The sequence below is a fragment of the Streptomyces sp. Sge12 genome (assembly GCF_002080455.1).
Classification (GTDB): domain Bacteria; phylum Actinomycetota; class Actinomycetes; order Streptomycetales; family Streptomycetaceae; genus Streptomyces.
Window position 1 is genome coordinate 2,578,259 of record NZ_CP020555.1, and the last position, 24,226, is coordinate 2,602,484.

The 24,226-nt window shown below is 72.6% G+C and carries 21 protein-coding genes; 3 read left to right on the top strand and 18 right to left on the bottom strand.

Annotated elements, in window-relative coordinates; translation table 11 throughout:
* Positions 1-10: 10 nt before the first annotated feature.
* The 10 genes from B6R96_RS11100 to B6R96_RS11145 form a co-directional block, all read right to left on the bottom strand.
* Positions 11-256 (bottom strand): hypothetical protein, encoded by a 246-nt coding sequence (locus B6R96_RS11100; protein ID WP_030386824.1) that lies wholly within the window; start codon positions 254-256, stop codon positions 11-13.
* On the bottom strand, positions 253-1,746 hold the full coding sequence (gene gatA / locus B6R96_RS11105) for an Asp-tRNA(Asn)/Glu-tRNA(Gln) amidotransferase subunit GatA (RefSeq protein WP_081522378.1): 1,494 nt from the start codon (positions 1,744-1,746) through the stop codon (positions 253-255). The genes B6R96_RS11100 and gatA overlap by 4 nt, the downstream gene beginning before the upstream one ends.
* Before the next feature lie 5 nt (positions 1,747-1,751).
* Positions 1,752-2,048, bottom strand: coding sequence for an Asp-tRNA(Asn)/Glu-tRNA(Gln) amidotransferase subunit GatC (gene gatC, locus B6R96_RS11110; RefSeq protein ID WP_030010586.1), 297 nt, complete (start codon positions 2,046-2,048; stop codon positions 1,752-1,754).
* A gap of 354 nt (positions 2,049-2,402) precedes the next feature.
* Complete coding sequence (locus B6R96_RS11115) at positions 2,403-4,592, bottom strand: putative bifunctional diguanylate cyclase/phosphodiesterase (protein ID WP_234438009.1); 2,190 nt, start codon at positions 4,590-4,592, stop codon at positions 2,403-2,405.
* A 388-nt stretch (positions 4,593-4,980) separates the two neighbouring features.
* Positions 4,981-7,182 carry an NAD-dependent DNA ligase LigA gene (gene ligA, locus B6R96_RS11120; RefSeq protein WP_081522379.1) on the bottom strand — a complete coding sequence of 734 codons (2,202 nt, stop codon included), beginning with the start codon at positions 7,180-7,182 and terminating at the stop codon, positions 4,981-4,983.
* Positions 7,183-7,212: 30 nt separating this feature from the next.
* Entirely contained in the window at positions 7,213-8,196 is a 984-nt protein-coding gene (locus B6R96_RS11125) for a methionine synthase (protein WP_081522380.1), read from the bottom strand.
* Positions 8,193-8,882 (bottom strand): SDR family oxidoreductase, encoded by a 690-nt coding sequence (locus B6R96_RS11130; RefSeq protein WP_081522381.1) that lies wholly within the window; start codon positions 8,880-8,882, stop codon positions 8,193-8,195. The genes B6R96_RS11125 and B6R96_RS11130 overlap by 4 nt, the downstream gene beginning before the upstream one ends.
* 49 nt (positions 8,883-8,931) lie before the next feature.
* Entirely contained in the window at positions 8,932-9,882 is a 951-nt protein-coding gene (locus B6R96_RS11135; protein ID WP_081522382.1) for a hypothetical protein, read from the bottom strand.
* Positions 9,883-9,884: 2 nt separating this feature from the next.
* Positions 9,885-10,229, bottom strand: a complete 345-nt coding sequence (locus B6R96_RS11140; RefSeq protein ID WP_030386831.1) for a DUF1330 domain-containing protein — start codon at positions 10,227-10,229, stop codon at positions 9,885-9,887.
* A gap of 89 nt (positions 10,230-10,318) precedes the next feature.
* Positions 10,319-11,344, bottom strand: a complete 1,026-nt coding sequence (locus B6R96_RS11145) for a GlxA family transcriptional regulator (protein WP_078626371.1) — start codon at positions 11,342-11,344, stop codon at positions 10,319-10,321.
* A 128-nt stretch (positions 11,345-11,472) separates the two neighbouring features.
* Here B6R96_RS11145 and B6R96_RS11150 point away from each other — a divergent pair, with 128 nt between their 5' ends.
* On the top strand, positions 11,473-12,396 hold the full coding sequence (locus B6R96_RS11150; protein WP_081522383.1) for an NADP-dependent oxidoreductase: 924 nt from the start codon (positions 11,473-11,475) through the stop codon (positions 12,394-12,396).
* Positions 12,397-12,432: 36 nt separating this feature from the next.
* On the opposite strand, the gene B6R96_RS11155 is transcribed toward B6R96_RS11150, so the two are convergent.
* Complete coding sequence (locus B6R96_RS11155) at positions 12,433-14,880, bottom strand: helix-turn-helix domain-containing protein (RefSeq protein ID WP_081522384.1); 2,448 nt, start codon at positions 14,878-14,880, stop codon at positions 12,433-12,435.
* A 198-nt stretch (positions 14,881-15,078) separates the two neighbouring features.
* Between B6R96_RS11155 and B6R96_RS11160 the strand changes: the two genes are divergently transcribed.
* Positions 15,079-15,852 (top strand): PE-PPE domain-containing protein, encoded by a 774-nt coding sequence (locus B6R96_RS11160; RefSeq protein WP_030386835.1) that lies wholly within the window; start codon positions 15,079-15,081, stop codon positions 15,850-15,852.
* 60 nt (positions 15,853-15,912) lie between these two features.
* Here the strand turns inward: B6R96_RS11160 and mnmA are convergent, their stop codons facing one another.
* Complete coding sequence (gene mnmA, locus B6R96_RS11165) at positions 15,913-17,046, bottom strand: tRNA 2-thiouridine(34) synthase MnmA (RefSeq protein WP_081522385.1); 1,134 nt, start codon at positions 17,044-17,046, stop codon at positions 15,913-15,915.
* A gap of 69 nt (positions 17,047-17,115) precedes the next feature.
* Here mnmA and B6R96_RS11170 point away from each other — a divergent pair, with 69 nt between their 5' ends.
* Positions 17,116-17,784, top strand: a complete 669-nt coding sequence (locus B6R96_RS11170; RefSeq protein ID WP_081522386.1) for an N-acetylmuramoyl-L-alanine amidase — start codon at positions 17,116-17,118, stop codon at positions 17,782-17,784.
* 9 nt (positions 17,785-17,793) lie between these two features.
* On the opposite strand, the gene B6R96_RS11175 is transcribed toward B6R96_RS11170, so the two are convergent.
* From B6R96_RS11175 to B6R96_RS11200, 6 genes are all read right to left on the bottom strand, one after another.
* Positions 17,794-18,957: a cysteine desulfurase family protein gene (locus tag B6R96_RS11175; protein ID WP_053173241.1), complete on the bottom strand. Its 1,164-nt coding sequence runs from the start codon at positions 18,955-18,957 to the stop codon at positions 17,794-17,796.
* Between the two features lie 134 nt (positions 18,958-19,091).
* The gene (locus B6R96_RS11180) at positions 19,092-19,949 is read right to left on the bottom strand and encodes a thioesterase family protein (protein ID WP_053173244.1); all 858 of its coding nucleotides are present in this window, start codon (positions 19,947-19,949) and stop codon (positions 19,092-19,094) included.
* A 47-nt stretch (positions 19,950-19,996) separates the two neighbouring features.
* The gene (locus B6R96_RS11185; RefSeq protein WP_030386840.1) at positions 19,997-20,653 is read right to left on the bottom strand and encodes a trimeric intracellular cation channel family protein; all 657 of its coding nucleotides are present in this window, start codon (positions 20,651-20,653) and stop codon (positions 19,997-19,999) included.
* A 240-nt stretch (positions 20,654-20,893) separates the two neighbouring features.
* On the bottom strand, positions 20,894-21,997 hold the full coding sequence (locus B6R96_RS11190; RefSeq protein WP_030386841.1) for an ABC transporter ATP-binding protein: 1,104 nt from the start codon (positions 21,995-21,997) through the stop codon (positions 20,894-20,896).
* Entirely contained in the window at positions 21,994-23,109 is a 1,116-nt protein-coding gene (locus B6R96_RS11195; RefSeq protein ID WP_030386842.1) for an ABC transporter ATP-binding protein, read from the bottom strand. The genes B6R96_RS11190 and B6R96_RS11195 overlap by 4 nt, the downstream gene beginning before the upstream one ends.
* Complete coding sequence (locus B6R96_RS11200) at positions 23,106-24,104, bottom strand: ABC transporter permease (protein WP_078938211.1); 999 nt, start codon at positions 24,102-24,104, stop codon at positions 23,106-23,108. Before B6R96_RS11200 ends, B6R96_RS11195 begins: the two co-directional genes overlap by 4 nt.
* Positions 24,105-24,226: the final 122 nt, after the last annotated feature.

Genomic DNA, 24,226 nt, shown 5'->3' on the forward strand with positions numbered 1-24,226 from the left:
ACTTTCCCTCTCAGCCCAGCAGGACGTCGTCGTCGCCCAGGCGCTTCAGCTCGCGGTACAGGATCGCGAGGCCGGTGACGATGGCGGCGGCGGACACGGCGGCGTCGACCAGCTTCAGCATGTCGTTCTCGCTGCGGGCCTTCCTGACCTGCTTGATCACGCTGACCGCGCCGAAGGCAGTGGTGCCGATCGACAGGTAGGTGCCGGTCTTGGACTTCTTGAAGCCCTTGGCCTTGGACAGTGCACTGGTGCTCACAGCGACGGTGCCTCCTCAAGCAGCGGGTGACCCCAGCGGGCGACGAAGGCGGCCTCGACGGCTGCGCCGACCTTGTAGAGCCGGTCGTCCTTCATCGCCGGGGCGATGATCTGCAGCCCGACCGGGAGACCGTCCTCCGGGGCCAGGCCGCAGGGGAGCGACATGGCGGAGTTGCCGGCCAGGTTGGTCGGGATGGTGCACAGGTCCGCGAGGTACATCGCGAGCGGGTCGTCGGTGCGCTCACCGATCGGGAAGGCAGTGGTCGGGGTGGTCGGGGAGACGATCACGTCGACCTGCTCGAAGGACTTCTCGAAGTCCTTGGTGATGAGCGTGCGGACCTTCTGGGCGGAGCCGTAGTACGCGTCGTAGTAGCCGGAGCTGAGCGCGTACGTGCCGAGGATGATGCGGCGCTTGACCTCGTCGCCGAAGCCGGCTTCGCGGGTCAGGGCGGTGACGTCCTCGGCGGACTTGGTGCCGTCGTCGCCGACGCGCAGGCCGTAGCGCATGGCGTCGAAACGGGCCAGGTTGGAGGAGCACTCGGACGGCGCGATCAGGTAGTACGCGGCCATCGCGAGGTCGAAGGAGGGGCAGTCCAGCTCGACGATCTCGGCGCCGAGCTCCTTGAGGAGCTCCACCGACTCGTTGAAGCGCTGGACGACACCGGCCTGGTAGCCCTCGCCGGCGAACTGCTTGACCACACCGACGCGCATGCCGGCGACCGAGCCGTTGCGGGCGGCCTCGACGACCGGCGGGACCGGGGCGTCGATGGAGGTGGAGTCGAGCGGGTCGTGCCCGGCGATCACCTCGTGCAGGAGGGCCGCGTCCAGGACCGTGCGGGCGCAGGGCCCGCCCTGGTCGAGGGAGGAGGAGAAGGCGACCATGCCGTAGCGGGAGACACCGCCGTACGTGGGCTTCACGCCGACGGTGCCGGTGACGGCGGCGGGCTGGCGGATGGAGCCGCCGGTGTCCGTGCCGATGGCCAGCGGGGCCTGGTAGGCGGCGAGGGCCGCGGCGGAGCCGCCGCCGGAGCCGCCGGGGATCCGGGTGAGGTCCCACGGGTTGCCGGTGGGGCCGTAGGCGCTGTTCTCGGTGGAGGACCCCATGGCGAACTCGTCCATGTTGGTCTTGCCGAGGATGACGACGTCGGCTTCCTTCAGCTTGCGCGTCAGGGTGGCGTCGTAGGGCGGGATCCAGCCTTCGAGGATCTTCGAACCGACGGTCGTCGGGACGCCGACGGTGGTGAAGATGTCCTTGAGGGCCAGGGGCACGCCGGCCAGCGGGCCGAGCTTCTCGCCGGCCGCGCGCTTGGCGTCGACGGCGCGGGCCTGGGCGAGCGCGCCCTCGCGGTCCACGTGCAGGAAGGCGTTGACCTTCTCGTCGGTGGCGTCGATGCGGGCCAGGTGGGCCTCGGTCACCTCGACGGCCGTGAGCTCGCCGGAGGCGATCTTCTCGGCGGTCTCGGCGGCCGTGAGCTTGATGATGTCGACCATGGTTGTTAGTCCTCCCCCAGGATCTGCGGCACCTTGAAACGCTGCTGCTCCTGGGCGGGAGCACCGGAGAGCGCCTGCTCGGGGGTGAGCGACGGACGGACCTCGTCCGCGCGCATGACGTTCGTCAGCGGCAGCGGGTGGGAGGTCGGCGGGACGTCTTGGTCGGCGACCTCGGAGACACGGGCGACCGCGCCGATGATGTCGCCGAGCTGTCCGGCGAAGTGATCCAGCTCGTTGCTGGACAGCTCAAGGCGCGCCAGCCGAGCGAGGTGGACGACCTCCTCGCGCGTAATGCCAGGCATGCAGCGATCCTCTGGGGGTGGGTGGATGTTTCGTTTCGGAGCCAATCCTATGGGGCGGGGCGCTCGGCCTGCGAAACGGTTTGCGCGGATGCCAGGACGGGCCGCTGCGCGAGGCCCGCAGGCGCTGCCCGACCCCGCGCCTCAATCGCCGACGGGGCTGAAAGATCCGGGGCTCCGCCCCGAGCCCCGCGCCTCGAACGCCGGCGGGGCTGAGATTGCCGCTGCGCGGCGATCCAGCCACCCGACGGCCGGTACCGACCGAACCGAATCCAGCCCCGCCGGCGTATGAGGCGCGCCGCTGCCGGGGGCGGAGCCCCCGGCAGCGGCGCGCCCGCCCGGCCGGGCCGACGGCGGTCAGACCGCGTCGGCCTCGGCGGCGGCGAGTTCCGCCGTGATGTCCGCCGGGCGGCGCCAGCCGCGCTCGCCGCGGGCCAGCAGCCAGGCGGTGGCCTCCTGCGGCGGCATGGCGGCGGCGACCAGCCAGCCCTGGACCGCGTCGCAGCCCAGGTCCCGCAGCCGCTCCCAGGTCTCGTCGTCCTCCACGCCCTCCGCCACGACCAGCAGGCCCAGGGAGTGCGCCAGGTCCACCGTGCAGCGGACGATCTCCGCGTCCTGGGCGTCGACCGCCAGCCGCCCGACGAACGACCGGTCGATCTTCAGCTCGCTGACCGGCAGGCGGCGCAGGTGGACGAGCGAGGAATAACCGGTGCCGAAGTCGTCCAGGGACATCTTCACGCCGTGGCCGGTGAGCCCGGCCATGGTGTCCGCGGCCCGCTGGGGGTCCTCCAGCAGGACGTGCTCCGTTATCTCCAGCTGCAGCCCGCTCGCCGGCACCCCGTGGCGGGCCAGTCGGGCGGCGACCGCGCCCGCGAAGCCGGGGGTGTGGACGTCGCGCGGCGAGACGTTGACGGCCACCGGGACCTTGAGGCCCTGGGCCCGCCACCGCGCCACCTGGGCGAGCGCGGTCTCCAGTACGTACTCCGTCAGGTGGGGCATCAGCCCGGAGGTCTCGGCGATCGCGATGAACTCGTCCGGGGAGACCCGACCGCGTTCCGGGTGGACCCAGCGCACCAGGGCTTCGAGCCCGGCCACCTGGCCGTCGAAGCGGACCTTCGGCTGGTAGTGGAGTTCCACTTCGCCGGCGTCCAGGGCCCTGCGGAGGTCGCCGAGGAGGCCCAGGCGGTCGGGCGTGTTGCTGTCCCGCTTGGACTCGTACACCTCCACGCCCGTGCGGTCGCGCTTCGCCTGGTACATCGCCACGTCCGCGCGCCTCAGCAGCCCCTCCGCGTCGAGCGCGTGGTCGGGGAAGACGGCGAGGCCGGCGCTGGCCTCCAGGACGAGCGTGAGGCCGTCCAGGTCGAGGGGGGAGCTGAGCTCCGCGACCAGGTGGCGGGCGATGCGCTGGGCGCTGGTGGTGGAGTCGGCGAAGGGGAGCAGGACGGCGAACTCGTCGCCGCCGAGCCGGGCCGCCTCCGCGTCCTCGGGCAGGGCCTGGCGCAGCCGTTCGGCGATCTGGAGCAGCAGGCGGTCCCCCGCGAGGTGCCCCAGGGTGTCGTTGACCGCCCGGAAGCGGTCCAGGTCGATCAGCACGAGTGCGGCCCGGGTGCCCGAGCGTTCGGCCTCGTCCAGGGCGGACCAGGCCCGCTCCAGCAGCCACTGCCGGTTGGGCAGCCCCGTCAGCGGGTCCCGCAGCTGCTCCTCGGCGCGTGCCCGGGCGATCCACAGGGTGGAGTCCAGTGCGATCAGCGGTACGGCGAACAGCGGCAGCAGGACCGGCTGGGCGACGGCGACGACGCAGATCAGGGGGGCGATGCCGAGCAGCGCGACCGCTACTAAGGCCTGCCGGATCAGGGCGGTGCGGGCGACGGTGGGCAGGCCGCCGCCGCGCGGGGCCAGCGCGATCCAGAGCAGGACGCGGGTGGCGAGCAGGTAGGCGACGGCGACGAGAACGATCTCGGGTGCCGCCTCCAGCCCCCAGAAGGTGGGCAGCCAGGGGTTCTCGACGGAGGGCACCTCGCCGAAGGCGGCCAGTACGAGGGCTCCCGCACCGATGCCGAGGATGTCCACGGAGCCGTGCAGCAGCCCCTGCCGCCAGCGGTGCCGGCGCGCGGCCCCGACCAGGGAGACCACGGCGAGCGAGACGAGTCCGGCGGGGACCCATCCGTAGAGGATCAGTACGCCGAGGGTGAGGGCCGCGCCGGAGCCGGTGCCGCCCCACCAGCGGTCGCGGCCGAGGGCGACGAGGTGGCCGACGATGATGCCGGTGAGGAGGGCGAGGGCCCAGCCGACCGGGCCGCCGGGGAAGAGCGCGTGATGACCGCTCAGCGCGGAGACGATGCCGACGGTGAGCACCACGACGGCGAGGCCCACGACGAGGAAGGGCAGCACGCCGCGCCGCTCCTGCCCGCCCGCACCGGTGTCGATCGGCCGGGTCTCCGGTGTCCTGGGACCCAGGACACCGAGTCTGCCCGCCCTGCCCGCCCGCATGGACGGGAGTTCCCCGCCGAATTCAGGTGACGGGTCGGCGCTTTCGGTGGGTTTCATGCCCGTACCTCTCACAGCCGGCGATGCCGATGTCACGCGATGGCCCCGATGTCATGCCACCACGGCCGAAATCACATCCTGCAGCCGTGCACGACAGGCGCACCCCTCAACAGTAGGACGCGCGAGGCTTCCAGGGGCAGCGGTCGGCAGTGGTTGCCCGAATGCGACCCAGCCATCCTCATCAGTACGGTATCCGCCGAACGGGTGAGTTCGGACTGGGCCCCCCTGGTCACCCATCCGATGATCCGACAGCTCACCGCCCTGCGACCAGCCTTGTACCGGCCGTTTACCACCGTTCGCCGCGCCCGGCGTGCGCCCGCCCGTACGGCCGCACGCCACGCATCCGTTCGCCTTCGCTACTCCCCCTCGGGGATTTCCCCTTCAGGTACTACTCCCCTTCGCCCCCGCCGTCCACCGGGAGCGCGACCTCGCGTGCCGCGTCGGGGCCCTGCTCCAGCAGCACCGCGAACCCGGCGTCGTCGAGGATGGCGAGCTTCAACTGCACGGCCTTGTCGTACTTCGAACCGGGGTTGTCACCGACCACGACGAAGGAGGTCTTCTTCGACACGGATCCGGTGACCTTGGCTCCACGGCTCTGCAGGGCGTCCTTCGCGCCGTCCCGGGTGTGGCTCTGCAGCGTGCCGGTGACGACGACGGTCAGCCCCTCCAGCGGCCGCGGCCCCTCGTCCTCGGCGGAACCTTCCTCCTCCATCCGGACCCCGGCCTCCCGCCACTTGCGCAGGATCTCCTGGTGCCAGTCGACGGCGAACCACTCCTTGAGGGAGGCGGCGATGATCGCGCCGACCCCCTCGGTCGCGGTGAGCTCCTCCTCGGTGGCCTGCTCGATGCGCTCGATCGAGCGGAACTCGCGGGCGAGCGCCTCGGCGGCGACCGGTCCCACATGACGGATCGACAGGCCGTTGATGATGCGGGCGAGCGGGCGCTCCTTGGCGGCGGCGATGTGCTCCAGCATGGCCAGCGCGTTCTTCTTCGGCTCGCCCTTCTGGTTGGCGAAGACCGTGACGATCTTCTCCTCGCCCGTCTTCGGGTCCCGCTTGGGCAGACCGCTGTCCGGGTCCAGGACGTACGCCTTGATGGGCAGCAGCTGCTCGATGGTCAGGCCGAAGAGGTCGCCCTCGTCCAGCAGCGGCGGCTGCGCCGGCTCCAGCGGGCCGGTCAGCGCGGCCGCCGCCACCATGCCGAAGTTCTCGATGTCCAGCGACTGGCGGCCGGCCAGGTAGGCGACCCGCTCGCGCAACTGGGCCGGGCAGGTCTGGCCGTTGGGGCAGCGGACATCGATGTCCCCCTCCTTCATCGGCCGCAGCTCCGTCCCGCACGCGGGGCAGATGGCCGGCATCACGAACTCCCGCTCGCTGCCGTCGCGCAGGTCCACCACCGGGCCGAGGATCTCGGGGATGACGTCGCCCGCCTTGCGCAGGACCACGGTGTCCCCGATGAGGACGCCCTTGGCCTTGACGACCTCCTGGTTGTGCAGGGTCGCGAACTCCACCTCGGAGCCCGCCACCCTCACCGGCTCCACCTGCGCGTAGGGGGTCACCCGGCCGGTGCGGCCGACGCCGACCTTGATGTCGATCAGCTTGGTGTTGACCTCTTCGGGCGCGTACTTCCAGGCGATGGCCCACCGCGGGGCGCGCGCCGTGGAGCCGAGCCGCCCCTGGAGGGAGATCTCGTCGAGCTTGACGACCACGCCGTCGATCTCGTGCTCCACCGAGTGCCGGTTCACCCCGAAGTCCGCGATGAAATCCCGGACCTCGGCGAGCGTGGAGACCACCTTGTTGTGCTGCGCGGTCGGCAGGCCCCACTCGTGCAGCAGCTCGTACGCCTGCGACTGGCGCTGGATCTCGAAGCCCTCGCGGGCGCCGATGCCGTGGACGACCATGTGCAGCGGGCGGCTCGCGGTGACCTTGGGGTCCTTCTGCCGCAGCGAACCGGCGGCCGCGTTGCGCGGGTTGGCGAAGGGCTTGCCCTCCGCCTCCACCAGACGCGCATTGAGCTCCTGGAACTTCTCCATCGGGAAGTAGACCTCGCCGCGGATCTCGACCAGGGCCGGGATCCGGTCGCCCTTCAGCCGGTCCGGGATCTCGGCGATGGTGCGGACGTTGGGCGTGATGTCCTCACCGGTGCGGCCGTCGCCGCGGGTGGCCGCCCGGGTGAGACGGCCGTTCTCGTAGGTGAGGTTGACGGCGAGGCCGTCCACCTTGAGCTCGCACAGGTAGTGGTAGTCCGAGGTGTTCACGTCCCGGGCCACCCGCTCGGCCCAGGCCGCCAGTTCCTCGTCGTCGAAGGCGTTGTCGAGGGAGAGCATGCGCTCCCGGTGCTCGACGGAGGCGAAGTCCGTCTCGTACGCCCCGGCCACCTTCTGGGTGGGCGAGTCGGGCGTACGCAGCTCCGGGTACTGCTCCTCCAGCGCCTCCAGCGAGCGCAGCAGCTTGTCGAACTCGGCGTCGCTGACGACCGGCTGGTCGTTCACGTAGTACCGGAAGCGGTGCTCCTCGATCTGCTCGGCCAGCAGTGCGTGCTGATCACGCACCGCCGCCGGTACTGCCGTGTCCTGCTGTTCGGCTGCCATGCCGTGTCCTCCCGTGGCCCGTCTCGACCGTCACTCAGGGTTGTCGGCGAGCGACCTCGCCGCCCTGACGCAATGCGCCTGCACCGCGCGGGCGTAGGCGGGTGAAGCGCCCGCCAGACCGCACGACGGGGTGACCACGACGGACTCCGCCAGAGTCCCCGGGGCCAGCCCCAACCTGCGCCAAAGCTTCCTGACACCCATGACGCTACCGCCCGGGTCCGACAACGGGGCGTCGGTGCCGGGCACCACTCCGGCGAAGAGTTTCGTACCGCCCTCGACCGCTTCCCCGATGGCGTCGTCCTCGCGCTCGGTGAGCAGCGAGAAATCGAACGAGACCCCCGTGGCGCCGGCCCTGCGGAGCAGCGCGAAGGGGACCTCGGGCGCGCAGGAGTGCACGACGACGTCCCCGTCGTGGACGGCGAACACGTCGCGCAGCGTGCCCTCGACCACCTGCCGGTCCACGGCGCGGTAGGTGCGGTAGCCGCTCGCGGAGCGGACCCGGCCGAGGAGCACGGCCGTCAGGGACGGCTCGTCGAGCTGGAGCACGACGTCGGCGCCGGGGATCCGCTTGCGGACGTCCGCCAGGTGCTCGCGCAGGCCTTCGGCCAGCGATCCGGCCAGGTCCCGGCAGGCTCCGGGGTCCTGGAGCATGGCCTCGCCGCCGTGCAGTTCCAGGGCGCCGGCCAGCGTCCACGGTCCGACGGCCTGGACCTTGAGCTTCCCCGTGTACCCCTGGGTGAACTCCTCCAGCGCGTCGAGGTCCTCCCCGAGCCAGGAGCGGGCCCGCTTCGAGTCCCGTCCCGGGCGGTCGCTGATCCGCCAGCCGCTGGGTTCGACGTGGGCGTACATGTCGACGAGCAGGCCGAGGGAACGGCCGATCATGTCCGCGCCGGGCCCCCGGGCGGGCAGCTCGGCCAGATGGGGGAACTCCTCGAAGGACCCGGTGACGGTCTTCGCGGCCTCGCGGGCGTCGCCGCCGGGCAGCGATCCGACGCCGGTGGCGGCCGCGCTCATCGGCCCGGCCGGACGCTCAGGTCGTTGACCTCGGCGTCACGGGGCAGGTCGATGGCCATGACGATCGTGGTGGCCACGGACTCGGGGTCGATCCAGGCGGCGGGGTCGTACTCCTTGCCCTCCTGGGAGTGCACCTTGGCCTGCATGGGGCTGGCGGTGCGGCCCGGGTAGACGGAGGTGACGCGGATGCCGTGGGCCCGCTCCTCGCCGCGCAGCGAGTCGGCGAGGGCCTTGAGGCCGTGCTTGGAGGCGGCGTACGCGCTCCAGTCGGGGTGGGCGCTCAGCCCGGCGCCCGAGTTCACGAAGACGACGGTGGCCTTGGAGGCCCGCAGGGTGGGCAGCAGCAGCCGGGTGACCTCGGCGGGGGCGATCAGGTTCACGTTGAGCTGCTGGTGCCAGGTCTTGGGCCGCAGCTCGCCCACCGGTCCGAGGTCGACGATCCCGGCGATGTGCAGCAGGGAGTCGATCCGCTCCGGGACGGCCTGCTTGGAGAACGCCCACGACAGCCGGTCGGGGTCGGCGAGGTCGCCGACGAGGGAGGTGGCGCCGGGGTAGCGGTCGACGAGCTCGCGGGCGCGGCCGGCGTCCCGGGCGAGGAGGACGAGGTCGTCGCCGCGGGCGTGCAGCCGGGCCGCGACGGCGGCGCCGATGCCGGAGCCGGCACCGGTGATCAAGTGAGTAGCCATACCGCCCATGCTCGCACCCCCGGGCGCGCGCGGGGCCCGAAGGCCGAGGTCAGGTGCCGACGACCGTCCCGTACGCCCGCTCCACGGCGGCGCGGGCGGCGGCCGCCTGCTGCGCCGTGACGGCGGGGGCGAAGCCCTGGCCGATCACGGCGTGCGGGAGCGCAGCGACGAGCCGGGCCCGTACGTCGCCCCGCGGCCCGGCCCACCGCTCCAGGGCCCGGTCGCGTACGTCGGCCAGCGCGGCGGCGCGGTCCGGCGCGGGCGGGGCGAAGCGGCCGCCGCAGGCCCGCTCGTGCGCGGCCCAGCGGTCCTCCCAGAACTCCACGGTCCAGCCGGGCCAGCGGGCGGCGGCGCTACGGCCGTGGGCGCGGGCCGTGTTCAGCCACCAGCCGACCCGGCGCCGCTCGGGATCCACGTGGATCCCGGCGTCCGCCCGCAGCCGGTGGCTCCCGTGGTCCGGAGCGTCCCGGAGCCGCTCCAGCAGGGCGGGTCCCTCCTCGACCGGGTGGTCGTTGATGTCGGCGAGGACATGGCAGCGGTCCGCGCCGACGGTGACCACGGCGACCAGCGGGTCGGGGTCGTCCAGCTCCTCGTCGTCCTGCTCCAGTGCCGGACCGGGGTACACGGCGGTGTCGGCCGCCTGCGGGTCGAGCCCGAGGTGGGCGCGCAGCCCGCTCTGGCCGTCGTAGAGCCAGCGCACCTCCCAGCCCGGCCAGGCGCACCGCAGCAGCTCCAGGGCGGCCGCCCGGGTGCGCTGTGAGGCGATGGCCCCCTCCCGTGCGAAGACCAGCAGGAGCCGGCGGTCCTCGTCGGCGAGGACGCCCGCCTCGACCATGTCGTCCGGGTACCAGCCGTCGTCCTGCGCGTGGCTGCGCAGGTACGGGAGCACCGCCTCGGGCCCCGCCAGCAGATCGAGGTCCAGGTCCACGGCGCCGTAGGAGGAGCGGTGGCGGGTGTGGCCCCGGGGGCCCGAGAGGACGAAGACGGCCCGGTTGCCCATCGTCAGAGCCCTGCGGCTTCGCGCAGGCCGGCGGCCGTCTTCGAGGCGTCGTAGTCGGCCGGGACCCCCTCGACCAGGATGACCTCGCCGGCCATGTGGTTCGTGCGCAGCGGGAGGATGGCCCGGTAGGCGTCGGAGGCGTACCAGGCGCGCGCCCGCTCGATGTCGGGGAAGCCGAGGACGACGACGGTGCCGGGGAAGGGGCCCTCCAGGACCTCGACCTCCTTGCCGTGCACGAGGAAGCGGCCGCCGAAGGGGTCCATCGTCGACTGCATGGTCTCGATGTAGGTGAGGATGTCCTCGTTCATCGTCTCGGGGCGGATGTGGGCGATGGCGTACGCGGTCATGGTCTGCTCCCCTGTGGACCGGCCCGTCGGTCCGGGCCCGTTGATCCGATCCTGTCAGCGCGCGGCACGTGCGGCGATTACCCCGCAGGTCATGCCGAGGCGGGCTGGAAGGTGCGCCGGTAGGCGATCGGGGAGACGCCGAGCGTGGAGCGCATGTGCTGGCGCAGGGAGTTGGCGGAGCCGAAGCCGGCCCGGTGGGCGACCAGGTCGACCGGCAGGTCGCTGGACTCCAGCAGGTGGCGGGCCAGTTCGAGCCGTTGGGCGGTGAGCCACTGCACCGGGGTCATGCCGACCTCGTCGCGGAACCGGCGGGTGAAGGTGCGCAGGCTCATCCGGGCGTGCGCGGCCAGTTCGGCGAGGGTGACCGGTTCGGCGAGGCGCTCCAGGGCCCAGGCCCGGGTGGCGGTGGTGCTGGCGACCGAGGGCTCGGGGACGGGGCGGTCGATGAACTGGGCCTGTCCGCCGTCGCGCCACGGCGGGACGACGCACATGCGCGCGGCGCGGTTGGTGACGGCGACGCCGTGGTCGCTGCGGATCATGTGCAGGCACAGGTCGACTCCGGCGGAGACGCCGGCCGAGGTCAGCACGTCGCCGTCGTCGACGAAGAGGACGTCCTCGTCGATGCGGACCCTCGGGTAGGCGCGGCGGAACTCCTGGGCGAGGTTCCAGTGGGTGGTCGCGGGCCGGTCGTCGAGGAGGCCGGCGGCGGCGAGCACGTAGGAGCCGGTGCAGATCGACACCAGGCGGGTGCCGGGGCGGATTGCGGCGATGGCGGCGGCGACGGCGGGGGGCAGCGGCCCGCCGAGGGCCAGCTCCGGCATGGCGTGGGTGGGCGGGACGATCACGGTGTCGGCGGCGGCGAGGGCTTCGGGTCCGGCGGCGGGCTGGAGGGTGAAGCCGGAGTCGCTGAGCACGGGGGCGCCGTCGGCGGTGCAGACGACGACCTCGTACAGGGCTTCGCCGTCCTCGCCCACGGCGCTGCCGAAGACCCGCGAGGGAATGCCCAGCTCGAACGGGGGGAAGCCCGGCAGGGCGAGCACCGCGACCAGGTGCCGCCCGTCCGCGCCGCTCCCGGGGCGGGCCGTGTGCTCGGTGTGCTCCCGTATCTCGCTCATGGCCAGATCCTGTCACATAGTGGCCAAACGGCCAACACCGTCGCGGGGTGCCGTGCCCGAATCTGGGACACGTCGCCGGGAAAAGGCCCGGAACCGACGCCAAAACGGATGGAATGAGGCGGACAGAGATGCGCGCGATCGTCGTGAACGAGTGGGGCGGCCCGGAGAACCTGGTCGAGCGGGAGATCGACCGGCCCGAGCCCGGTCTGGGCGAGGTCCTGGTCCGCGTCCACGCGGCCGGCGTCAACCCCGTCGACTGGAAGACCCGGGACAGCGGCGCGCTCATCGCCTGGGGCGAGCACCCGATCGTGGGCTGGGACGTCTCCGGCACCGTCGAGGCGGTCGGCCCCGGCGTGACCGTCCACGCCCCCGGCGACGAGGTGTACGGCATGCCGCACTTCCCGCGGCAGGCAGGCGGCTACGCCCAGTACGTGACCGCTCCGGCCCGGCACTTCGCCGCGAAGCCGGCCACCCTGGACCACGTGCAGGCCGCGGCCCTGCCGCTGGCGGCGCTGACCGCCTGGCAGGCCCTGGTGGACACGGCCGGGGTGAGCGCCGGGCAGCGGGTCCTGGTGCACGCGGCGGCCGGCGGTGTGGGCCACCTGGCGGTGCAGATCGCCAAGGCCCGCGGCGCGTACGTGATCGGCACCGCGAGCGAGGGCAAGCACGCGCTGCTGCGTGAGCTGGGCGCCGACGAGGTGATCGACTACCGCACCACCGACTTCGAGGACGCCGTCTCCGACGTGGACATCGTGATCGACGCCGTCGGCGGGGAGTACACGCAGCGCTCGCTGAAGGTCCTCAAGACCGGCGGCCACCTGGTGACCCTGCCCGGCCCCGACTCCCTCCCGGCCGACCCGCAGGGCGTGCACGCCTCCTGGGTCCTGGTCGAGCCGGACCTGGCCGGCCTGCGGGAGATCGCGGCCCTCGTCGAGCAGGGGCTGCTCAAGCCGCTGGTCGACACGGTGCTGCCGCTGGAGCAGGCGGCGCGGGCCCACGAGATCGGCGAGCAGGGCCGCACCACCGGCAAGATCGTCCTGACCGTCGCCTGAGCGGCCCGGTCTGCGGCGGGACGGCCCGGACCCTCTCTAGGGGGCGGGCCGTCCGCGCAGGTGGCTCTGGAGCCGGGCGTGGCGGAACTGGTAGACGGCGCCGACCTGGCGCAGCACGCCGCGCCGGTAGGCGTCCTCCAGGAAAGCGACGGTCGCCCAGGGGAGGCGGCCGGTCAGCGGCAGCCAGATCCGGGTCAGCAGCACCCACTGCCCCCAGGCGGTGAACGCCAGGGCGTAGGAGAGCGCGCCGGCCACCCCGCCCACGGCGCCGAGCGCGAGCCCCTCGGCCATCGGCCAGGTCAGGGGGCCGACGACGCCCTGGAGCAGCTCGGTCATGAGCCGGCCGCCGAAGGCGATCACCAGGGTGAGCATCGGGGCGAGGAAGAGGGCCTGGCGCACCACGATGCTGCGGTTGATGGCCAGCAGGTCCGTCGGGGTGGCGGCGCGGCCGAGGTCGATGGGGGTCTCCAGGGTGGCCACGAGCCCGAGTACGAGCCCTCCCGCCAGGGCGAAGGTGAGCCCGTACATCAGGCAGTTGACGGCCGTCGCCTCGACCACTGCCGGATCGAGCAGCACCCCGCCGTACGTCAGCTGCGCGCCGACGGTGTGGGCGAGCCCGCACCCGAGGCCCATCACGAGGCCGCCCAGCAGTCCGGCCGGTACGAGGGTGGCGACGCGGCGGGCGGACGGTCCGGCGGACGGCCGGTGGCGGCCCGGCAGCCGTATCCGCACCCGGGACGGCTCGAACGCCCGGATCCCGAGCACGGCCACCAGGCCGTGGACCAGCCCGAAGGCGAGGCCGACGGCGGGGCCGAACAGCAGCGCGTCCAGCAGGCCCGTGCCGAGGGCGAAGGCGGCACCGTGGCCCGCGGCCAGGTTCTTGGCGGGGAAGACCAGCCAGTCGGCGACCGCGGTGACCAGGGAGCAGGCCAGGACGACGGCCAGGATGCGCGAGGTCAGCGGCAGTGACTCGCGCAGCTGCCACCACGCCAGGTCCTGGCCCTCGCGCCGCTCGGGCCGGTCCAGGTGCCCGGCGAGGTGGCCCAGGTAGTGCCGGGCGCGCAGCGGGTCCCAGGTACGCGGCCCGCGCGTGCGGCGGGCGCCCGGGGCGGCCGTGGGTGGCGACCCGTAGACGCTCGGCACGAACCCGGCCAGCAGGTGTTCCTCGATGGCCCCCGGGGTCGGGAAGCGGGCGCTGTCGAGCAGTACGGCCGGGTCCTGGGCCGGGGTGTCGCTGTAGAGGGTCCGGGCGAGCAGCACCATCAGCGGGGTGCGGAGCACGGCGGCGAGGCGGGCGCCGGGCGCGCCCTCCGGGTCCGTGCGCAGCCGCTCCAGCACGGGGTCCCAGCCGGTGGCGGCCCTGCCGTCGCGGCCGGCCGGCGCGGTGGGGCGCGCGGTACGGGGCAGGTAGTGGACCAGGTCGTCGGCGTCCAGGTCCAGCAGCTCGATGCCCGCGGTCCGGCGGAGCACCTCGACCCCGACGGCCTCGGCGAACTGCTCGGTGCGGCTGGTCAGGAACAGCGGCAGCGCACTGGTGTTGAGTTCGCGCAGGGCGACGCCGAGCAGCCCGGGGGCCATCTCGTCGAACCCGTCGAGCACCGGCAGGATCCATCCGGCGTCCACCAGGGCGGCGGCGAGGGTGGAGCCGCCGGGCGCGCTCGCGTCGAGGTTCGGATGGTCGCGCAGCAGGCGGGCGATCAGCCAGTCGCGCAGGGTGGTGCCGGTCGGGTCCCACGATCCCATGCTGAAGACCACGGGTACGGGCTCGCCGGGGGTGCGGGCGCCCAGGTGGTCGAGGACGAACCGCAGGACGAGGACGGTCTTGCCGGAGCCGGCCCGGCCGAGCACGACCAGCCGGCCGGACCGTACGCGCCGGTAGACGTCGGCGATGTCGGTGAGGCCGCCGTCGAGGGAGGGCGCCGCCGGGGACGTACCGCTGATGTTGTCCCGGTGGTCGAGCAGTTCGGCGGGTGCGGAGCGCCAGCGCACGGGCAGCGGGAAGGGGTCGTGGATGCGGCGCTGCTCCTCCTCGCGGATGCAGCGGCCGTAGACGTCGTGGGCGAGCGCCTCGGCGACCGCGGCCAGGGCGCTGCGGGACGTCGGCAGTGTGCCGGGGCGTACCGCCCGGACCGGTGGGGGCGCCGGTACGGGGTCGGGCACGGGAGCCGGGGCCGGGGCCGGGGCGGCGTCGGGCGCGGACGACTCGCGTACGTGCTGCTCCGCGGCCGGCCCGGCGGCGGCGGCCGCGTTGCCGCGGTGGGCGGCCAGCAGGTCCGTCCAGAGCTCGTCCCGGTCGCGCCGCAGCTCGTCGGCCAGTGCGTGCGCGACCTGCTTCACCGTTCCCATCCGGGCGTCGGTGGGCTTGCCGGTCTCCAGCCGGTGGATGGTGCGGACCCCGAGCCGGGACCGCTCGGCCAACTGCTCCTGCGTCATCCCCGCCTCGTGCCGCAACCCGCGGAGCAACGCACCGAACCGGCTGCTCACTTGTCCGTCCTTCCCCCGACGACGCTCCTGCCATCTGTGTCCGATGTCCTCCCGGATCCCGGTCAAACCACGGGGCACCGTCGACCGGCCACATATGGCCGGTTGCGGACATGGTCCGCCGACCAGCACGAACACCACGATGAGTGCCGGTCGCCGCACCCGACGCGGCGCCCTCTCGACCATGGGGAGTTGACCCGTATGTCCACCACGAAGCCGAACAGGCTCACCCGCCGCCTCAAGTCCGTCGTCGCGTCGACGGTCCTCCTGCTCGCCGGCGCGGTCGTCGCACCGACCGGCGCGCACGCCGCCCCGGCGAACCACTACTACATCGAGATCGGCGGCACCGGCGCGGCGGCGGACGCGCCCGGATGCACCACGAGCTTCGACGCCGCGAACCGGAATCTGAACGGGGGCATCGCGATTCCGGTCTGCTACGTGGCCAGCGGCGGCCCCTTCGTCGGGAGCCACAACGAGCAGCCGGCCCCCTTCGCGCCGAGCTTCGGCGACAGCGTGAACCAGGGCTACTGGAACGCCAAGGCCGCCCTGGAGAACGCCTACCGCGCCGACCCGACGGCCCGCTTCACCATCGCCGGCTACTCCCAGGGCGCCTGGGTCGGCGACCTGCTGCTCCAGACGATCGCGAACAACGGCACCGAGGTACCGCGCGACCGGGTCGACGGCATGCTCTACTCCGACCCGATGCAGCCGGGAACCGGTTTCTGGCGCCTGGTCCCGCAGGGGGTCCTCATCCCCTTCGTGGCCTACTCCCCCGGCACCGGGCCGGAGGACTTCCCGGGGGTCCCCGTCCAGCGGCACTGCATCAAGACCGACGGGGTCTGTGACGCGACGTCGCTGGACTCCTTCCCCGGCTTCCTGCAGCAGCACCCGCGCTACTTCCGGGAGGGCGAGATCATCGCCACCACCCTCACCGGGCACGGCGGCCGGGGCACCGTCTGGTACCCGGCGGCCTGATCCCGGACAGCGCGACGCCGCGGCCCGCACGGGGGGGGCCGCGGCGTCCTCGCGTGAGCGTCAGACGGCGGCGGTGGCCCGCGTCGTGGTCGCGATGGTGGCGGAGCCGACCACGCGGGTGCCGTCGTAGAGCACGATCGCCTGGCCGGGGGCGACGCCCCGGACCGGCTCGGCGAAGGAGACCCGCAGCTCGCCGTCGACGACCTCGGCGAAGACCTCGGTCTCGCCGCCGTGGGCGCGCAGCTGGGCGGTGTAGGTGCCCGGGGCGGCGGCCACGGCTCCGCACCAGCGGGGGCGGATCGCGGTGAGGGCGGTGACGTCCAGGGCCTCGACGGGGCCGACGGTGACGGTGTTGTTCACCGGGGAGATGTCGAGGACGTAGCGCGGCTTGCCGTCGGGGGCGGGGTGGCCGATGCGCAGGCCCTTGCGCTGGCCGATGGTGAAGCCGAAGGCGCCCTCGTGGGTGCCGACCTTCTCGCCGGTCGCCTCGTCGACGATGTCCCCCTCGGCCTTGCCGAGGCGGTTCGCGAGGAAGCCCTGGGTGTCGCCGTCGGCGATGAAGCAGATGTCGTGGCTGTCGGGCTTCTTCGCGACGGCCAGGCCGCGGCGCTCGGCCTCGGCGCGGATCTCGTCCTTGGTGGTGAGGGTGTCACCGAGCGGGAAGAGGGCGTGGGCGAGCTGCTTCTCGTCGAGGACGCCGAGGACGTAGGACTGGTCCTTGGCCATGTCGGAGGCGCGGTGCAGCTCCCGGGAGCCGTCCTCGTTCAGCACGACGGTCGCGTAGTGGCCGGTGCAGACGGCGTCGAAGCCGAGCGCGAGGGCCTTGTCGAGCAGCGCCGCGAACTTGATCTTCTCGTTGCAGCGCAGGCAGGGGTTCGGGGTGCGCCCGGCCTCGTACTCGGAGATGAAGTCCTCGACCACGTCCTCGCGGAAGCGCTCGGCCAGGTCCCAGACGTAGAAGGGGATGCCGATGACGTCGGCGGCACGCCGGGCGTCGCGGGAGTCCTCGATGGTGCAGCAGCCACGGGCACCGGTCCGGAAGGACTGCGGATTGGCGGACAGCGCCAGGTGGACGCCGGTCACGTCGTGCCCGGCTTCGACGGCGCGGGCGGCGGCGACGGCGGAGTCCACTCCGCCGGACATGGCGGCCAGGACGCGAAGCGGGTGGTTTGCGCGCGGCAGGTTCTCAGTCATAGCACCGTCCAGAGTACGGGGGAACCGAGCGGGGTCACAGCGCGTTATCGGGTACGGGGGGTGGATCACATGACCGAGCTCGAGAACAAAAGACCGAAACCGCGGAGCCGGACCCGCAGGGCGGTGCTCTTCGGCGGGCTCGGCGTCTTCGCGGCGGCGGCGGTCGCCGGCCGCGACGAGATCGGCCGGGCCTGGTGGCTGATACCGGGAGTGGCCAAGCCGCGCAAGGAGGGCGAGCTCGACCACGTGGGTGCGAGCTGGACCTCGGCCTCGCCCGCGAACTGGCGGATGGCGGACCGGCCCGACGACTACCGGGTGGACCGGATCGTCGTCCATGTCACACAGGGCAGCTTCGAGGGCTCGGTGCAGGCCTTCAAGAATCCGTTCCACAGGGCGTCGGCGCACTACATGGTGCGCGGCGACGGCCACGTGGAGCAGCTGGTGCGCGAGATGGACGTGGCCTTCCACGCGGCGAACCGCTCGATGAACGAGCGCAGCATCGGCATCGAGCACGTCGGCTTCGTGGAGCGCCCGCAGGACTTCACGGACGCGATGTACGCGGCTTCGGCCCGGCTGGCGGCCGACGTCTGCCACCGGTACGGGATACCGGTGGACCGCACCCACCTCGTCGGGCACTCCGAGGTCCCCGGCGCCGACCACACCGATCCCGGCCCGCACTGGGACTGGGACCGCTACATACGCATGGTCCGGGAGGCCCGGGCGGCCCTCCCGGCCTAGGCCGACGGCCTAGCTGAGGCCCGCCGTGCGGGCGCGCTCCACCGCCGGGCCGATGGCCGCGGCCAGGGCGGCGACGTCCTCCTTGGTGGAGGTGTGGCCGAGGGAGAAGCGCAGGGTGCCGCGGGCCAGCTGCGGGTCGGTGCCGGTGGCGAGCAGGACGTGGCTGGGCTGGGCCACGCCCGCGGTGCAGGCGGATCCGGTGGAGCACTCGATGCCCTGGGCGTCGAGCAGGAGCAGCAGGGAGTCGCCCTCGCAGCCGGGGAAGCTGAAGTGCGCGTTGGCCGGAAGGCGCTCGTCGGGGTCTCCCCCGAGTACGGCGTCGGGCACGGCCCTGCGGACCGTGGCGATCAGTTCGTCGCGCAGGGCGCCGATCTCGGTGGCGAACCGCTCGCGCCGCTCCGCGGCGAGGACGGCGGCCACGGCGAAGGCGGCGACGGCCGGCACGTCGAGGGTGCCGGAGCGGACGTGCCGCTCCTGGCCGCCGCCGTGCAGGACGGGTACGGGGCTCTGGTCGCGGCCGAGCAGCAGCGCCCCGATGCCGTAGGGGCCGCCGATCTTGTGGCCGCTGACGGTCATGGCGGCGAGTGCGCTGTCGCCGAAGCGGACGTCGAGCTGTCCGAAGGCCTGGACGGCGTCCGAGTGCAGCGGGATCCCGTACTCACGGGCGATGGCGGCCAGTTCGCGGACCGGCATGACGGTCCCGATCTCGTTGTTGGCCCACATCACGGTGGCCAGGGCCACATCGTCGGGGTTGCGCTCGACGGCCTCGCGGAAGGCCTCCGCGTGCACCCGGCCGTAGCGGTCCACGGGCAGGTACTCGACCTGTGCGCCCTCGTGCTCGGCGAGCCAGTGGACGGCGTCGAGCACGGCGTGGTGCTCCACGGGACTGGCGATGACCCGGTTCCGGGCGGGGTCGGCGTCGCGCCGGGCCCAGTAGAGGCCCTTGACGGCGAGGTTGTCGGCCTCGGTGCCGCCGGCGGTGAAGACCACCTCGCTGGGACGGGCACCGACCGCCTCGGCGAAGGCCTCGCGGGCCTCCTCCACGGTACGGCGGGCCCGGCGGCCGGCGGCGTGCAGGGAGGAGGCGTTCCCCGTGGCGGCGAACTGCGCGGTCATCGCCGCGGCGGCCTCCGGCAGCATCGGGGTGGTGGCGGCGTGGTCGAGGTAGGCCATGATCCCCCGATTCTACGAGTCCACCGGTGGCCCCTTGTGCCGCGGGACCCCGCGACGGCCCGCGGGGCACCCCGGGCGCCGCCGGAAAAGCCCCTGCCGCCGGGCGGACCCGGTCGGGCCCGCCGGGCGGGACGTCAGGACGGGCGCAGCGCGCGGGCCAGTTGGCGGGACTGGGCGACCAGGTGGTCGGAGGAGTCCCAGACCTCGGCGTCCTCCTCGAGGAAGCCGCCGGCCAGGTTGCGGGTGGTGATGGAGACCCGGAGCGGGCCGGGGGCCGGCCGGCGGCGGACGTGGGTGGTGAGTTCCACCGTCGGGGTCCAGGCCACCAGGCCGAGGTCGAAGGCGGTCGGCGGCAGCGCGTCCACGGCCAGGAGCATGGAGAGCGGGTCGGCGTCACGGCCGTCGGCCAGCTCGAACCAGGCCCGCATCTCGCCCTTGCCGGAGGGCGCTCCGACGGCCCATCCGGCGGTCGCCGGGTCCAGGCGGAGCCGGAGCCGGTCCACGATGGCGGAGCTGCCGGGGATCGGGGCCGGGCCGGCCTCGGGGCCGATGCAGTCCTCGTAGGCGGGGATGGCGGGCGGCACGGCGACGGTGCGCACGTCGTCCGGCAGGGCCGCGAGGTCGCCGTAGGAGGCGAGGACGCGGATGCGCTCGATCTCGGCGCCGCTCTCGTCGTACTGGAACAGCGAGGCCTGGCCGGTGGAGAGGGTGCGGCCGACGCGGACGACCTGGGTGCGGATCACGGCGGGGCCGGGCACGGAGGAGGTCAGGTAGTGCGCGGAGACCGTGAAGGGGTCCGGGTGCGGCAGGGCCGCCGACAGGGCCCGGCCGACGAGGGCCAGCAGGTATCCGCCGTTCACGGCGGCGATGATCGTCCAGCCGGCGGAGAGTTCCGCGTCGTACACCCCGGGCTCGTCCGCGCGCGCGGTGATGGCGGTGTCGCGGTCGAACTCACTGTCGCCGATGGAGGCCTTGGCAGCTGCGTGTGACATGTAAACGACGGTACACCGGCTTGCTACTAAGCGGTAGCTTTCTTTTGTTACGGCTCTTCGGCCACCGAGGACCGCCGGTTCCAGGCCAGCGGAGCCCGCCAGTGGTAGCGCATGGCGAGGAGGCGCAGCACGAAGGTCGTGACGATCGCGAGGCCGGTGGTGATGGCGTTGAGGCGGTGCATGCTGATGAAGACGGCCACCATCGTGGCGCCGACCAAGGCGGGTACGGCGTACATCTCACGGTCGCGCAGCAGCGACGGCACCTCGTTCACGAGGACGTCGCGCAGGACGCCGCCGCCGACGGCCGTGGCGACGCCGAGCGCGGCGGAGGCGGTCAGGCCCAGACCGTACTCGTAGGCCTTGGTCGTGCCGGTCACGCAGAACAGCCCGAGGCCGGCCGCGTCGAAGACGTTGATGGCGCGGTTGATCCGCTGGACCTCGGGGTGCAGGAAGTAGACGATCCCGGCGGCGACCAGCGGCGTGACGAAGAAGCTGAGCTCGCCGAAGGCCGCGGGCGGCACGGCGCCGATGACGAGGTCGCGGAAGAGACCGCCGCCCAGGGCCGTGACCAGGGCGAGGACGACGATGCCGAAGACGTCGAAGTTCTTGCGTACGGCGAGCAGGGCGCCTGCGGTGGCGAAGACGAAGATGCCGGCGAGGTCCAGGGCATGCTGGATCCCGGGCGGGAAGAGATCGTGGAGCACCGGGCCATTGTCGCCCCTCGGCTCCCGCCGGGGTGACGGTCGGCTCCCGCGGGTGCCGGTGCGGGTGCCGGTGCGGGGTGCGGGCGCCGGCGTCTCCCCGGGCCCCGCGCCTCAATCGCCGGCGGGGCTGGGGATTCGCCTCAAACGCCGGCGGGGCTGGAAAGGTGCCGGCGGGGCTGGAAGGTGCCGGCGGGGCTGGAAATGGGGCCGGCGGGGCTGTGGGGCCCCGCCGGCGTTCGGCTACTCCGTGACCTTGACCACCGCGTCCGCCGCGCCCGGCAGGGGCTGGTCGCCCGGGGCCTGGTCGGGGGCGTTCTCCGGGTGGTGGCAGGCCACCTGGTGGCCCGGCTTCAGGGCCAGCAGCGGCGGTTCCTGCGTCGCGCAGATCTGCGTGGCCTTCCAGCACCGGGTGTGGAAGCGGCAGCCGCTCGGCGGCGAGATCGGCGACGGCACGTCGCCCTTGAGCAGGATGCGGCCGCTCTTGGCGCCGCGCCGCTTGGGGTCGGGCACCGGCACGGCCGACATCAGGGCCGTGGTGTACGGGTGCATCGGCTCCCCGTACAGCGACTTGTTGTCCGCCAGCTCGACGATCTTGCCGAGGTACATCACCGCGATGCGGTCCGAGACGTGCCGGATGACCGACAGGTCGTGCGCGATGATCACGTAGGTGAGGCCGAGCTCCTCCTGGAGGTCGTCCATCAGGTTGACCACCTGGGCCTGGATCGACACGTCCAGCGCCGAGACGGGCTCGTCCGCCACCACCAGCTTCGGCTTCAGCGCCAGGGCCCGCGCGATGCCGATGCGCTGGCGCTGGCCGCCCGAGAACTCGTGCGGGTAGCGGTTGTAGTGCTCGGGGTTGAGGCCCACGAGCGACAGCAGCCGCTGGACCTCCGCCTTGAGCCCGCCCTCCGGGGTGACGTCCTGGAGCTTGAAGGGCGCGCTGACGATGGTGCCCACCGTGTGGCGGGGGTTCAGCGAGCCGTACGGGTCCTGGAAGATCATCTGCACGTCGCGGCGCAGCGGGCGCATGCCCGTCACCCCCAGGTGCGTGATGTCCTTGCCCTCGAACTCGATGGTGCCGGCGGTCGGCTCCAGCAGCCGCGTGATCAGCCGGCCCATGGTCGACTTGCCGCAGCCGGACTCGCCGACGATGCCGAGGGTCTCACCGCGCCGGACGTCGAAGTCGATGCCGTCGACGGCCTTGACCGCGCCCACCTGGCGCCGCAGCAGGCCCTTGGTGATGGGGAAGTGCTTCGTCAGGCCGGTGACCTTGAGCAGCGGCTCGGGAGAGTCCGTGGCCTGCGCCGGAATGCCGGCCGTATCCGTCTTCTTGGTGTCGGTCACAGCTTCGGCGCAATCTCTTCGGTCCAGATCCGGGTCCGCTCCTCCTGCGACATGTGGCAGGCGGACCAGTGTCGGCTGCCGCCCTGTCCCGCGTCGTCCGGCGCCGTGAGCTCGGGCCGTACCGTGCGGGTCACGTTGCCCTTGGGTACGTCGGCGTACGGGCAGCGCGGGTTGAAGGCACAGCCGCTGGGGATGTTGATGAGGCTGGGCGGCGAGCCCTTGACCGGGATCAGGCGCTCGGTCTGCTCGCGGTCGATGCGCGGCATCGAGCCGAGCAGGCCCCAGGTGTACGGGTGCCGGGGCTCGTAGAAGACCTTCTCCGCGGTGCCCCGCTCCACGCACCGGCCGCCGTACATCACGAGGAGTTCGTCGGCCATCTCGGCGACCACGCCGAGGTCGTGCGTGATCATGATGACCGCGGAGCCGAACTCCTTCTGCAGGTCCCGGATCAGGTCGAGGATCTGCGCCTGGACGGTGACGTCCAGGGCCGTGGTCGGCTCGTCCGCGATGAGCAGTTCGGGGTTGTTGACCAGCGCCATCGCGATCATCGCGCGCTGGCGCATACCGCCGGAGAACTCGTGCGGGTAGCTGTCGACCCGCTTGTGCGGCTCGGGGATGCCGACGCGGTCGAGGAGTTCGACGGCCCGGTTGCGGGCCGTCTTCTTGTCGACCTTGTTGTGGACCCGGTAGGCCTCGGCGATCTGCTTGCCGACGGTGAAGTACGGGTGCATCGCGGACAGCGGGTCCTGGAAGATCATCGCGATCTCCCGGCCGCGCAGCCTGCGCACCTCGTCCTCGTCCGCGGAGAGCAGTTCCTTGCCGTCCAGCCAGATCTCCCCGGAGAGCCGGGCCCGCTGGCGACCGTACTGGCCCACGCGGTGCAGACCCATGATGCCGAGCGAGGTGACCGACTTGCCGGAGCCGGACTCGCCCACGATGCCGAGGGTCTTGCCCTTCTCCAGCGTGAAGGAGAGTCCGTCGACCGACTTGACCAGACCGTCCTCGGTCGGGAAGTGCACCTTGAGGTCGCGGACCTCCAGGAAGGCCGTGGAGGGCGCGGAGGTGCCGGTGAACGGCTGGTTGAGGGCTCCGGTCTTGGTCGAATCGGTCATGACAGCCTCACTCGGGGGTCGATCACCGCGTACATGAGGTCAACGATGAGGTTCGCCGCGACGACGAAGAAGGCGGAGATCAGGGTGATGCCCAGGATGACCGGGAGGTCGTGCTCGCTGATGGCGCGGACGGCGCTGTAGCCGAGTCCGTGCAGCGAGAACGTGTACTCGGTCAGGACCGCGCCGCCCATCAGGGCTCCGAGGTCCAGACCCAGGACGGTCAGGATCGGCGTCATCGTCGAGCGCATGGCGTGCTTGCCGATGACGACGGGTTCCGTCAGGCCCTTGGCGCGGGCGGTGCGGATGTAGTCCTCGTTGAGGACTTCGAGCATGGTCGCCCGGGTGAGCCGCGCGTACATCGCCGCGTAGAGGAAGGCGAGCGAGACCCACGGCAGGACCATGCCGTTGAACCATCTGCCCGGGTCCTCCGCGAAGGTCGCGTCGGGCCGGCCGAACCAGCCGAGCTGGTCGGAGAAGACGGCGATGACGAGCATGCCCGTGAAGTAGATCGGGAGGGACACGCCGGCGAGCGCGATGCCCATGGCCGAGCGGTCCAGCACGGTGCCGCGCTTGAGGGCGGAGATGACGCCGGTGGCGACACCGCCGATCACCCAGAGGACGACGGCACCGAGGGCGAGGGACAGGGTGACCGGGAGCCAGTCCAGCAGCAGCGGCCAGACCTCCTGCTCGGTCTTGAAGGAGTAGCCGAAGCAGGGCGCGGCGCATTGCGTGACATCGGGGCCGTTGGCGTACGTGCGACCCGCCACCAGCCCGACGACGAACTTGCCGAACTGGACGAGGATCGGGTCGTCGAGACCCATCTTCTGCCGGATGCCCTCGATGGCGATGGGGTCGGACTGCTTACCGACGAAGTACAGCGCCGGATCCGTCCCGATCATCTTCGGGAAGAGGAAGAAGATTCCGAAGGTCACCAACGAGATGACCAGCAGCATGACGATGACGGAGAAGATCCGTCGGATGAAATATGCAAGCACTGCGCTCGGCCTGGCTGCGGCCCGGGGGCGCCCCCTTCCGGAGAGCGCCCCCGAGCCGTAACCGCGGCCATCACCTGCCCTTCGTGCCTAGCGGGTGTGGCACTGGAACACTGAACTGGACG